This window comes from Capnocytophaga cynodegmi DSM 19736 (assembly GCF_000379185.1).
Lineage (GTDB): Bacteria > Bacteroidota > Bacteroidia > Flavobacteriales > Flavobacteriaceae > Capnocytophaga > Capnocytophaga cynodegmi.
In genome coordinates, this window is sequence record NZ_KB900705.1 from 47,507 (window position 1) to 59,809 (window position 12,303).

General features: G+C 32.6%; 11 protein-coding genes. 5 read left to right on the top strand and 6 right to left on the bottom strand.

Features of this window, described 5'->3' with window-relative positions:
* Nucleotides 1-104 precede the first annotated feature (104 nt).
* The 3 genes from YW9_RS0102525 (at nt 105) to YW9_RS0102535 (ending at nt 3,330) form a co-directional block, all read left to right on the top strand.
* Entirely contained in the window at nt 105-2,045 is a 1,941-nt protein-coding gene (locus tag YW9_RS0102525) for a DUF349 domain-containing protein (RefSeq protein WP_018278609.1), read from the top strand.
* Between the two features lie 77 nt (nt 2,046-2,122).
* Entirely contained in the window at nt 2,123-2,710 is a 588-nt protein-coding gene (locus YW9_RS0102530) for a non-canonical purine NTP diphosphatase (protein WP_018278610.1), read from the top strand.
* A 5-nt stretch (nt 2,711-2,715) separates the two neighbouring features.
* Entirely contained in the window at nt 2,716-3,330 is a 615-nt protein-coding gene (locus YW9_RS0102535) for a 3'-5' exonuclease (RefSeq protein ID WP_018278611.1), read from the top strand.
* A gap of 8 nt (nt 3,331-3,338) precedes the next feature.
* Here YW9_RS0102535 and YW9_RS0102540 read toward each other — a convergent pair whose 3' ends face one another.
* The 6 genes from YW9_RS0102540 to tgt form a co-directional block, all read right to left on the bottom strand.
* Nucleotides 3,339-5,672: an ATP-dependent helicase gene (locus YW9_RS0102540; protein WP_018278612.1), complete on the bottom strand. Its 2,334-nt coding sequence runs from the start codon at nt 5,670-5,672 to the stop codon at nt 3,339-3,341.
* A 143-nt stretch (nt 5,673-5,815) separates the two neighbouring features.
* Nucleotides 5,816-6,502: a PAS domain-containing protein gene (locus YW9_RS0102545; RefSeq protein WP_018278613.1), complete on the bottom strand. Its 687-nt coding sequence runs from the start codon at nt 6,500-6,502 to the stop codon at nt 5,816-5,818.
* Between the two features lie 174 nt (nt 6,503-6,676).
* The gene (locus YW9_RS0102550) at nt 6,677-7,156 is read right to left on the bottom strand and encodes a Dps family protein (RefSeq protein ID WP_018278614.1); all 480 of its coding nucleotides are present in this window, start codon (nt 7,154-7,156) and stop codon (nt 6,677-6,679) included.
* Nucleotides 7,157-7,280: 124 nt separating this feature from the next.
* On the bottom strand, nt 7,281-8,360 hold the full coding sequence (locus tag YW9_RS0102555; RefSeq protein ID WP_026193764.1) for an LptF/LptG family permease: 1,080 nt from the start codon (nt 8,358-8,360) through the stop codon (nt 7,281-7,283).
* A complete protein-coding gene (locus YW9_RS12415; protein WP_018278616.1) occupies nt 8,357-8,776 on the bottom strand; it encodes a DUF6678 family protein in 420 nt (139 codons plus the stop codon). Before YW9_RS12415 ends, YW9_RS0102555 begins: the two co-directional genes overlap by 4 nt.
* Before the next feature lie 24 nt (nt 8,777-8,800).
* A complete protein-coding gene (gene tgt / locus YW9_RS0102565; RefSeq protein ID WP_018278617.1) occupies nt 8,801-9,931 on the bottom strand; it encodes a tRNA guanosine(34) transglycosylase Tgt in 1,131 nt (376 codons plus the stop codon).
* Between the two features lie 201 nt (nt 9,932-10,132).
* On the opposite strand from tgt, the gene YW9_RS0102570 reads away from it, so the two are divergent.
* The gene (locus YW9_RS0102570; RefSeq protein ID WP_018278618.1) at nt 10,133-11,539 is read left to right on the top strand and encodes an SPOR domain-containing protein; all 1,407 of its coding nucleotides are present in this window, start codon (nt 10,133-10,135) and stop codon (nt 11,537-11,539) included.
* 39 nt (nt 11,540-11,578) lie between these two features.
* Nucleotides 11,579-12,211 carry a 7-carboxy-7-deazaguanine synthase QueE gene (locus tag YW9_RS0102575; protein WP_018278619.1) on the top strand — a complete coding sequence of 211 codons (633 nt, stop codon included), beginning with the start codon at nt 11,579-11,581 and terminating at the stop codon, nt 12,209-12,211.
* Nucleotides 12,212-12,303 lie beyond the last annotated feature (92 nt).

Below are 12,303 nucleotides of genomic sequence, written 5' to 3' on the forward strand. Positions count from 1 at the left end.
TAAATAAATAAATAAAAAAAATTAGGAGATTAAATATTTTGTTGTATCTTTAGGTCGTGTTTTACTTGAAGTTAAGTACAAAATAACCATAAATCATTAAACTTATGTCAGAACTAAAGAAGGATAATCTGCAACCAACAGAAAAAGGTGAAGTTTTTTACGAGAAAGAAAATCTTGAAGAAAATGTTAATTCAACTACAGGGGGGATTGAGTATTTAGACGAAATCCATCAGGAAAACGCTGAAGATGCTGAGGATTTGGAAAATTCAAAACGCCACGAAATTCCATTGTTGAATTACGAAGCTATGTCATTAGAGGCTCTTTCAAAAGAATTTAAGAGGTTACTTCATACCGAAAAGGTACAAGCAATCAAGAAACACGCTGAGGCAATTCGGCAGGAATTTGATAAAAAATATGAAGAACTTCTTGAAGAAAAAAAAGAAGAATACCTTGCAGATGGGGGAGAAGAGTACGATTTTAAGTACGAAAGTCCTATCCATAGAACTTTTTATGTTCTGTTCAATGAATATCGTGAAAAGAGAAACAATTACCATAAAGAATTAGAGAAAATTCATAAAGAAAACTTGATAGAACGTCAGGAAATTATTGAGGAAATCAAAAATTTAATAAATGTAGAGGAAAATATCAATACTACATTCAAGACTTTCCAGCAATTACAGGAACGTTGGCGTAAGGCGGGGGCTGTTTCGCGTAAGGATTATGATGTTTTGTGGGGAAATTATCATCATCACGTTGAAAATTTTTATGATTTTATCGATTTAAGTCGTGATTTACGTGACATTGACTTCAAACGGAACTTAGAAGAAAAATTGAAAATAATTGAAAAAGCTGAAGCTCTTTGTAAGGAAGATGTAGATGCGATGAAAGCTTTCCGTGAGTTACAAATTTTACATAAAATTTGGAAGGAAGATATTGGTCCTGTGGCTCGTGAGTATCGTGAAGAAGTATGGCAAAGATTTAGTGAGGCTACGAAAAACATTCATAAGAAAAGACAATATTATTTCGATAATTTAGACAAAGTTTATGAACAAAATGCAGTAAAAAGAACTGAAATTATTGAAAAAATTAAAGAAATTGCCAATAAAGATATTTCTTCCCATAATGCTTGGCAAAAAGGAATTAAGGAAATAGATGCTTTGCGTGAAGAATTTTTAAGTGTGGGCAAAGTTCCAGCTCATCTTACGGACGAAGTTTGGACTAAGTTTAAAGAGTCGGTACGCTTGTTCAATCGTAAAAAGAATAACTATTACAAAAAACTGAAAAGGGAGCAACAGGAAAATCTTGAAAAGAAACTTGCATTGTTGGAGATAGCCAAAGCTAATAAAAATAGTAGAGATTGGGAAGCTGTCACTCCTGTAATGAAAAAAATTCAGGAGGAGTGGAAAGAAATAGGAAATGTTCCGAAGAAAAATGCAGACAAAATTTGGAAAGAATTTCGCAAAGCTTGTAACGAGTATTTCGATGAATTACATAAAGCCATAAGGCATAACCAAAATGAGGAATATGTAGCTCTTGACAAGAAAAAAGAATTCCTTGATAAGATAAAAGAACATAAGCTCACGAAAGATAGAGAAAAGGAAATTGAGATTTTGCAAGGTTTTGTAAGTCAGTGGAATGAGTTAGGAAAGGTTCCTCAATCAAAAAGAGGAATTGACACAAAATTCAATAAAGTTATTGATGCATTTTATAAAAAGTTGGATTTTGATAAACAAGAAATTGAGCTTATTAAATACAATAACAAGTTAGAAAAATTAGCTAACGAGGATGATGAAAATTCATTAAATCAGGAGATGTTTTTTGTTCGTAGGCGAATTGATGAACTTAAGTTGGAAATTTTGCAATTGGAGAATAACTTGCAGTTTTTCAGTAATGTAGATGAGAGCAATCCGCTTTTCCGCGAAGTAATTAAAAATATCAATAATCAGAAAGAAAACCTCGAAACTTGGACTGCGAAGTTGCGTGAGTTGAAAAATTTGCAACATACACAGACTGAAGAAGTAGAGGAAGAAAATAAGGAAGGATAATTTATTTTCATAATTTTGTTAAAAAAGAGGTATATGACTCGTAAGTATACCTCTTTTTCTTGTGTAATAATAAAAAGATGAATAAAATGCGTGAATTTGTATTTGCTACCCATAACCATAATAAAATGAGGGAGATACAATCTCTTATGCCTGATGATATAAAACTTTTGAGTTTAGATGATATTAAATGTTTTGAGGATATTGAGGAAACGGAAGCAACCATTGAAGGAAATGCAATTTTAAAAGCGAATTATATTAAGGAAAAATATGGTTACAATGTTTTTGCTGATGATACAGGATTGGAAGTGAAAGCGTTAGATGGTCAGCCTGGAGTTTATTCAGCACGATATGCAGGAAATCATAAAAGTGATACTGATAATGTGCAATTACTTTTACGAAATATGGAAGGTAAAACAAACAGAGAAGCACAATTTAAAACCGTGATAGCATTGTGTTTAGACGATGCTACTTATGTGTTTGAAGGAATTGTAAAGGGAATAATTACAAATACTCCAGTAGGTACTAATGGTTTTGGTTATGATCCTGTTTTTCAGCCTAATGGTTTTTCTCAGACTTTCGCACAACTTCCTCTTGCTACTAAAAATGAAATAGGTCATCGAGGAAAGGCTTTTAAAAAATTACTTGACTTTTTAGAAAATTATTAAAGTATATGTCGTTTTTTAATATATTTCGGAATAAATCAAAAAAAAATGAAATTCCTCTGGAAAATGTTCGTTTTGTAGTTTTTGATACAGAAACCACTGGATTTAAGTTCTCTACAGATAGGATATTATCCATAGGAGCCGTAACCATTTTAAATAATCGTATTGATTTAAAAAATAGTATTGAATTTTTTTTGGAGCAGGAAAAATCAAATCCTGAAAGTATTCCTATTCACGGAATTATAAAAAATCATAAGTATCAAAAATTAGCTGAAAGAGAGGCTCTAGTCCAATTTTTGGAATATATTGAAGATGCTATTTTGGTAGGGCATCACGTAGGATACGATGTGAAGATGATAAATGCTGCATTACAACGAAATGAGCTTTCTCCCCTAAAAAACAAGTATTTAGATACTAATTATCTGTTTAAGAAAACCAAAGTCATTAATTATCTTTTGAAAAATGATAAGAATTATAGTTTAGATGAAATTTGTCAAGAGTTAAACATAACAACTCACGACAGACATAATGCAGCAGGTGATGCTTTTTTAACAGCAATTGCTTTTCTTAAAATTATAAATAAATTGAAAATTACTACATTAGGAGCTTTGCTAAAATTGTAAATAAATGCTTAGATTATTGTTAATTTAGCAAATTTCAATAAAATCTTTTTGATACCACCTACTTCAAAGTTGATTTCAGCTTTTTTGTCATTTCCAGCTCCTTCCAGTGATAATACTTTTCCGCGTCCAAAACGTTCGTGTTCTACCAACATTCCTATTTCTAATTGTAAACCAGTATTTGAGCCCATTGCGGACGAATTTCCATTCATCGGTTTTAGCTTTCGTAATCGCTGTAAGGCTTCTCCTGTGGGGGCGTTTGTTGATGGAGGAGTTGAACTTATAGGTTTTTGTAAACGTAATTTACTTTTATCTACTTCTCCAAAAATATCTCTGTTAATCAATGGTTTATATCGATAATTTGGATTACTGATAGGCGGAGTTAAGTACTGTACATATTTTGAATCAATCTCATCAATGAAGCGACTTGGCTCACTATCAACTATTTTTCCCCAACGATAACGATTTTCGGCATAAGTAAGGTATGCTTGTTTTTCAGCTCTTGTCAGTGCAACGTAAAAAAGTCGGCGTTCTTCTTCCAGTTCTGAACGTGAATGCACACTCATTCCAGATGGAAATAAATCTTCTTCCATTCCAACGATATATACATAAGGAAATTCCAATCCTTTTGCCAAGTGAATTGTCATCAAAGCCACTCGGTCATCATCTTCAATTTCTTTGTCCATATCGGTAGCTAAGGAAACATCTTCCAGATATTCGGAAAGACTTGAAGTACTATCAGCAACATCTTGCTGTCCTTCCACAAAATCTTTAATCCCGTTAAGCATTTCCTCAATGTTTTCCATTTTAGCAATACCTTCAGGCGTTCCATCTTTTTTGAATTCTTGTAGTAATCCTGTTTTTCGAGCCACTTGTTCAGCTATGTCGAAAGCATTAGCTTGTTTGCTGAATTCCTGAAAGTTACGAATCATTACTACAAATTCCGTCAAACGTTGCTTGATTCCAACTCCAATATTTAATCCCTCAATTCGATTGATGTTGTACATCACTTCAAAAATAGACTTTTTGTAATGATTTGCTGTCAAAGTCAGCTTTTCAATGGTTGAACTACCTATTCCTCTTGCTGGAAAGTTGATAATTCGGATAAGAGCTTCTTCATCATTTGGGTTAACAATTAGCCGTAAATAAGCTAACATATCTTTGATTTCCTTACGTTGATAGAACGATAATCCTCCATAAATTCTATATGGAATATCACGTTTTCGTAAGGCATCTTCAATGGCACGGGACTGAGAGTTAGTTCGGTAGAGTACAGCAAATTGCCCATTTTGCATTTGATGTAACATTTTATTTTCAAAAATAGAACTTGCTACAAATCGCCCCTCATCAGAATCGGTTGCACTTCGATGTATTTTTACGGGTTCACCCAATTCATTGGCTGTCCAAACAACTTTTTCTAAACGAGTTTTGTTATGTTCAATGACTGAATTGGCCGCCTCTACGATGTTTTTGGTAGAACGATAATTTTGTTCCAATCGATATACTTGGACATTTTGGTAATCCCGTTGAAAATTCAGAATGTTATTGATATTGGCTCCTCGAAAAGCATAAATACTTTGAGCATCATCACCTACTACGCAAATATTCTGGAAACGGTCAGCTAAAGCTTTTACAATCAAGTATTGAGAATGGTTTGTGTCTTGATACTCGTCAACTAAAATATATCGAAAACGATTTTGATATTTAGCCAAAACATCAGGATGCATATTTAGTAGTTCGTTGGTTTTCAGTAGTAAATCGTCAAAGTCCATCGCTCCAGCTTTGAAACAACGTTCTACATAGTTTTGGTAAATTTCTCCCATTCGCGGACGTTTTGCCATTGCGTCAGCTTCCATTAATTCAGGGTTGTTAAAATATGCTCGAACGGTTATCAAGCTGTTTTTAAAAGATGAAATGCGAGATTGAATTTGTTTGTATTTATAAATGTCTTTATCGAGTTCCATCTCTCGTATGATAGCACTTATCAAACGTTGAGAATCTTGAGTGTCATAAATAGTGAAATTTTGCGGATATCCCAATTTATCAGCTTCGATACGTAATATTTTTGCAAAAACAGAGTGAAATGTTCCCATCCACAGGTTTTTAGCTTCACTGTTTCCCACAATTTCCGCAATACGTTTTTTCATTTCATTGGCGGCTTTGTTGGTAAAGGTAAGTGCTAAAATATTGAAAGCATCAACACCCAAATGCATCAAATTAGCTATACGATAGGTCAAAACCCTCGTTTTTCCAGAACCTGCACCAGCAATAACCATTAAAGGTCCATCTTTCTGAAGAACAGGTGCTTTTTGAGCATCATTGAGTAGTGATAAATATCGTTCCATAATCAATTTTTTGAAGGGGCAAAAATAGAAAAATAATTGAAAATTGACAACGAGTTCAGAAGAGAGAAGCTTATATAAAAAAATATTGCTGACTCGAAAAAATCAGCAATATTCTCATTTTGATTATGAAAAAGTATGATTTACTAGTTTATTGAAAACAACCGAGTGAAAAAGTTTTTACGTCGTGTGTCTTCACTCTTTTCTTCGTTAAAGATATCATCAGAAATCTCTTTAAGCGGTATAATTTCGCCTTCAGGCTTTCTTTCATCAGAAATAATTTGTGTAATGTTTGCTGTTGTATCTTCACCTACGATGTCCATTATGTACTCAACATACGATTTTCCTTGTTTGTCAAGAAATCCTTTGAAATATCGATTACTTAGGTCTGTTCCGCCAATCTTCTCTAATTTCAGAAGTGTTTCATAAAGAGGCATAATATGCTCATTGATAACATTTTCTGCCACAGACCTTCTTCTTGCTGTAAATGATACAATTTCTCCTTCGGTATTTCTATTTACTTCAAAATCAGTGATTACCCAGTAATATTTTCCCGATTTTGAAATATTTTTAAGAATAACGTGAAAATTTCTTCCTGCGAGAATATTCTCCCAAAGAATCTTGAAAAGAATCTGCGGAGAGTCAGGATGCCGAATGATATTATGCGGCTGTCCTAGTACTTCTTCAATTGAATATCCACAAACATCTAAAAATGTTTGATTAACATCAATAATTGTCCCAAATTTGTCAGTAGTAGAAACAATAGTTTTTGTTTTATCCCAAACAACTTCCTGATTAATGGGAACTGGCTTACAGATAGATTGCTTTACCATATAGCAGTAATATTATGTATTCGGGGCAAAAGTAATAAAAAAATGTAAAAATAAAAATAGAAAATGTTAAAAACTTTTACATTTAAATTTATTGTAAATATATGTTTTTGAATATTTTTATTTTAATTTATTGGTTATAAAACTTTTATGTTTTTGTATCAGTTTTTAAATAGCTTATATTGTTTCGTTCAAATATGCTTTTAACATCCAAATATTTTTCTCTTGGTCTGCTATCAGCTCTCCAACTAAGGCAATAGTTCCTTCGTCATTTGCTTCATCGGCTGTGTTTAGCAAGTTACGTTCTATTTTAAGAAGTTCTGAAATGCTATCCATAATCAAACGTACAGTCGCATCATCATTGAATACGTTGTGTCCTACAGGTACTTTTGAATTTTTTACGTAGTCTTCAAACGTATGAAATGGAGTAAACCCTAATGTTAAAATACGTTCCGCTATTTCATCAACGTGAACTTGAGCTGCGTTGTAAAGTTCCTCGAATTTTACGTGAAGCTCAAAGAAGCGTTTTCCTTTGATATTCCAATGTACACCTCTCAAATTTTGATAATATGTTTGAAAGTTTGCTAAAAGTACATTTAATTCATTTGCTACATTTTCTACTTTTGACTTTTCAAGTCCTAATGCATTATAACTCATAATATTAATATTTTTGATTTGTTAGATGCAAAGGTAGGAAAATTAAATAAGCATAAGAGAGTTTTCGGATTGATTTTTCTTATAGTATTATTTTATTTTTCTTATAAATTGATTTACAAACGATTTATCTTTTTGTAGCCCTTAGTAGATATATGGCTAAAATCGAAAATATAACATTTGGAATAGCTACAGCCATCAGGGGAGATAAGCCTGAAGTTTCTGCAAGAGTTCCAAAAATACGGTCAAAAAATACAAAAACAAAACCTATGACAATTCCAAAAGCTAAGTTTATTCCCATTCCTCCTCGTCGTTTTACGGAAGAAACAGCAACTCCTATGATAGTTAAAATAAAGGCAGTTACCATCAATCCCCAACGGCGATATTTTACTAAAAGATAGAGGTTTAGATTAGGAGAGCCTTTCATTTTTTCGCGCTCAATAAACTTATTTAATTCAAAAATATTTTTGCTTTCAGCGGCGTATTCTACAGGCATTAAATCATCAACCTCAAAGGTGAAAAGTGTGTCAAGTACTTGTTTCTTTTCGATAATATCGTCATTCTCACCGATAGTTCTTTTTACATAATCTGTTAGCCGATAAGTTTTTATACTATCATTTTCAATCCATTTTATAGATTGAGCCATTATTTTCTGTTTTAGATGAATTCCATCAAAATGCTCAACAGAAAAATTATATCCCGTTTTATCTTCGTAATTGAAAGAACTTACATATAGGTAGTCATTCTCCGAGAATTGGTTGTACAAATCGCTTACGCTTGTTACTGAATTGCTTTGTAAGTATTTGTTATAGAATTCATTATAATATTTACTTGCTGCTGGAACTATGAACATTCCCATAAAAAATACCACTACAGAAACAATAGAAGCTCCAATGAAAAAGGGACGTAAAAAGCGGTTAAACGAAATTCCTGAACTTAAAATGGCGATGATTTCTGTGTTATTAGCCAATTTGGAGGTAAACCATATAATGGATAAAAACAACAGAATTGGAAATAAAATATTTGCAAAATAAATTGAAAAAGCCCCGTAGTACATTAATACTTCATCGATAGGAGCTTTTCTGTCAATCATTTTATCAACTTTTTCTGACAAATCCACAACAATTCCAATAGGTACGAAAAGCAATATTAACATTAAAAATGTCATCAAATATCTTTTTAGTATGTACCAGTCTAATATTTTCATTTGTATCCGTAGATTTTTAGTCCGTTTTCATCTTTTTCATAACAAAATTGTGCCAAATTGCTCATTGCTTTCTCAATTTTATCAATTGGATTTTCTTTGTATCGATAACTTAGCTTTTCCGTTCTGTTAAATCTTTCTATTTCATATTTTTGAGGAATAAAAATCCATTCAATTTCCTTAAAAGAAAACACTCCAAAAATAGTATCCATATAATTTTCTCCAATATATCCGATACTAAAATCATAAATTTTATCCTCTAATAAAAATTTGATTTTACTTCCGTTTATCGAAAGGTTGTTAACTGAAAATTCTTCAAAAAATTTGTACCACTTGCTATCGTTCATAAAAGACGCCCGATGAGAAATTTCTTTATCGAGTTTCTTTTGATAAATATCGTAAGGCAGTTGTGTTTTCATTGTTATGAACTTTAATTTTTTGATTTATAGTCGTTGCCCCAATTGTTTTACCATTTTTTCTTTCCAGAAAGCAAAATCCCCAGCTAAGATGTGTTTCCGAGCCTCGCGAACCAACCACAAATAAAAACCTAAATTATGAATAGATGCGATTTGTTTGCCTAAAAATTCATTCGCTGCAAATAAATGACGTAAGTAAGCCTTTGTGTAATAGGTATCTACGTATGTATGTCCGTCGGGGTCAATGGGCGAAAAATCATCTTCCCATTTTTTATTTTTGATATTGATAATCCCTTGGGAAGTAAAAAGCATTCCGTTACGTGCGTTGCGTGTAGGCATCACACAATCAAACATATCTACTCCTAAGGCTATGTTTTCCAATATATTAATAGGTGTTCCGACTCCCATTAAATAACGAGGTTTATCTTTAGGCAAGATATTGCAAACTAAGTCAGTCATTTCGTACATATCTTCAGCAGGTTCTCCTACCGAAAGCCCTCCAATGGCATTTCCGTCAGCTCCTTTGGAGGCAATGTATTCTGCCGATTGCTCACGTAAATCTTTATACACCGAACCTTGAACGATAGGGAAAAGCGATTGCGAATATCCGTATTTTGGTGGCACTTTTTCCAAATGCGAGATACATCGATCAAGCCAACGATGCGTCATTTGCATTGATTTTTTAGCATATTGATAATCACAAGGATATGGAGTACATTCGTCAAAAGCCATTATAATATCCGCTCCGATACTTCGTTGTGTTTCCATCACATTTTCAGGCGAAAAGAAATGATACGAACCATCAATATGACTTTTAAATTTCACACCTTCTTCCTTAATTTTTCGAGTATCGGAAAGTGAATATACTTGATAACCACCGCTATCGGTAAGGATATTTCTATCCCAGTTCATAAACTTGTGAAGCCCACCTGCTTTTTCTAAAATAGAAGTAGTTGGGCGTAAATACAAATGGTAGGTGTTTCCTAAAATAATATCTGGATTGATATCTTCTTTGAGTTCGCGTTGGTGTACTCCTTTCACCGATGCGACCGTTCCGACAGGCATAAATATCGGAGTTTCAATGATTCCGTGGTCGGTTGTGATTTTACTGGCACGTGCTTTCGTATGTGGGTCTGTTTTTAATAATTCAAATTGCATTGATATTCTTCGTATAATTTATGTTTTGCAAAAAGCAATAATCCGCAAAAGTACAAATAAAATTCAATAATTCTTCAAAAAAGAATTTCAAGCATTGATTTTAGGTTTATTCATAACATTTGTTTGATTCTTTACGTGTGTCGTTTTTTTATTTCTTGAAGAAAATATTTTTATCTTTGCAGAGTTTAATAAAATCAGAAGATGAAACACTTACTACTTATAACTTCAATTTGTGCAATGGTTTCGGTTTGCTCATATAGCCAAGCTCCATCTAAAGAATTTACTATTCGTTACGAAACTTCTTTAAAAGGAGAAATGAAAATAATAGGAAACAATATTGTTAATAGGAAAGACAGAAAAAACACTGCAAATGTTCCTTTTGACGACCGTTCTAACAAGGTAAAAATGAATGATGAATTGGATATGCAATATATTGATATTGATGACAATCCAAATACATTTTCTTCAAGCAGTGCAGATTTTTCTTTTGATGGAAAGGGAGGTTCAAAAGTTATTTATGCAGGATTGTACTGGACAGCGACCTATCCGTATGATTTTGGGGGGCTTAAAGGTAAAAATTACAAAATTAAAAAATCGGATAGGCAAATTGATGATAATGTGATGATTAAAATTCCTGCTAAAGAAGAATATCTATCAGTAAAAGGAGAGCTTATTTTTGACGGAATTGAGGAAATTTCACTAAAAGGAGTAGCACCATATCTTTATTATGCCGATGTATCTCATTTATTTACAGATTCTTCAGTAGTAGAAGGAGAATATACCGTTGCGAATGTAAAAGCTACAAATGGTTACATAGCAGGTGGGGTGGCGGCAGGTTGGGCTTTGGTGTTTGTTTATGAAAGTGAGAATAGTAGTGAGAAAAAAATCATAACATACGATGGTTTTTCTGTTATTAATAATTATCCTAAATCGTTCAACTTCAGTGGATTTTTAACTCCAAAGGAAAACGTATTCCATACAAAAGTTATGGGAGCTGTGTTAGAAGGTGATTTTAGTATAGCGGGAGATAAAGTCTTTATTTCCAATCCTGTAACTGGAATTTCTTTAGACTTAGAAACTGAAACTCGCTCTTCAAGAAATTTTTTCAATAGTGGAATTACTGATAATAATACTTTTGTGACAAGTAGAAATCCAGCGAGTCAAAATACATTAGGTTTTGATATTTTTAGTTTTGATGTTCCCGACAATCAATTACTTATTCCAAATGGAGCAAGTTCTTTGAAAGTGACTTTTTCAAGAAGTGCAGATCAATATTATTTATTTCTGACTGCATTACAAATAGAAAATGTTGTTAAAGAACTGAAAGAGGAGCAATTTTTAGAGCCTGTTGTTGAAAATTCTAACTTCAAGTATTACGTAATTGTGGGAGTCTACCTAAATCAACGCAATATGTTAAAACAAATAGAAAAACTTAAAAAATTAGGGTATCAAACAAATACAATCTATAACAAAGAGCGAAATCTTAACTACATATATGTAGAAAAATACGGTACCTATAAAGAAGCGTATTTGAAAGCAGAAGAAATCAAAATTATAGCCAATATTTCTGATGCTTGGGTCTTAAAGGCAGAAGACTTACCAGAATAGAAATTATTATTGTATTTTTGCACCACAATAATTGTTAAGATGTTAGATAAAGAAACTCAAAAAGCTGTGGATAAAGGAGAAATGCTTCCATTAATGGAGGCATTTTATACGATTCAAGGAGAGGGATATTATAAAGGTTCGGCTGCTTACTTCATTCGTGTAGGAGGTTGTGACGTGGGGTGCCATTGGTGCGATGTAAAAGAAAGTTGGGATGCAGAGAAACATCCTCCCACACACATAGATACAATTGTGAATGAAGCTGTTAAATACTCTGATACAATAGTAATTACAGGAGGAGAGCCTCTTATGTGGAATATGTTTCCTCTAACGCAAAAATTGAAAGATAGTGGTGTAAAAACACATATAGAAACCTCAGGTTCTCATACACTTACGGGTGTTTGGGATTGGATTTGTTTGTCTCCAAAAAAGATGAAATTACCAACTCCAGAAATTTTCGAAGAAGCTGATGAGTTAAAGATAATTGTTTACAATAATCACGATTTTATTTTTGCTGAAGAAATGGCTTCAAAAGTATCTGAAAAGTGTATTTTATATCTACAACCAGAGTGGAGCAGACGTGAAAAAGTAATTCCTGAAATTGTGGATTTTGTTATGAAAAATCCGAAGTGGAAAGTTTCTCTTCAAACACATAAATATTTAAATATTCCTTAAAAATTAGTCAATTGTTGGTTGTTCATTTTTCATAAAATGAAATTTTAAGAGCTTTCAATTGTTAAATTTTAAGATTTTTTTTGATACTACCT

Coding starts and splice junctions, on each gene's coding strand:
- YW9_RS0102525 (WP_018278609.1), top strand. CDS start 105: ATGTCAGAACTAAAGAAGGATAATCTGCAACCAACAGAAAAAGGTGAA.
- YW9_RS0102530 (WP_018278610.1), top strand. CDS start 2,123: ATGAATAAAATGCGTGAATTTGTATTTGCTACCCATAACCATAATAAA.
- YW9_RS0102535 (WP_018278611.1), top strand. CDS start 2,716: ATGTCGTTTTTTAATATATTTCGGAATAAATCAAAAAAAAATGAAATT.
- YW9_RS0102540 (WP_018278612.1), bottom strand. CDS start 5,672: ATGGAACGATATTTATCACTACTCAATGATGCTCAAAAAGCACCTGTT.
- YW9_RS0102545 (WP_018278613.1), bottom strand. CDS start 6,502: ATGGTAAAGCAATCTATCTGTAAGCCAGTTCCCATTAATCAGGAAGTT.
- YW9_RS0102550 (WP_018278614.1), bottom strand. CDS start 7,156: ATGAGTTATAATGCATTAGGACTTGAAAAGTCAAAAGTAGAAAATGTA.
- YW9_RS0102555 (WP_026193764.1), bottom strand. CDS start 8,360: ATGAAAATATTAGACTGGTACATACTAAAAAGATATTTGATGACATTT.
- YW9_RS12415 (WP_018278616.1), bottom strand. CDS start 8,776: ATGAAAACACAACTGCCTTACGATATTTATCAAAAGAAACTCGATAAA.
- tgt (WP_018278617.1), bottom strand. CDS start 9,931: ATGCAATTTGAATTATTAAAAACAGACCCACATACGAAAGCACGTGCC.
- YW9_RS0102570 (WP_018278618.1), top strand. CDS start 10,133: ATGAAACACTTACTACTTATAACTTCAATTTGTGCAATGGTTTCGGTT.
- YW9_RS0102575 (WP_018278619.1), top strand. CDS start 11,579: ATGTTAGATAAAGAAACTCAAAAAGCTGTGGATAAAGGAGAAATGCTT.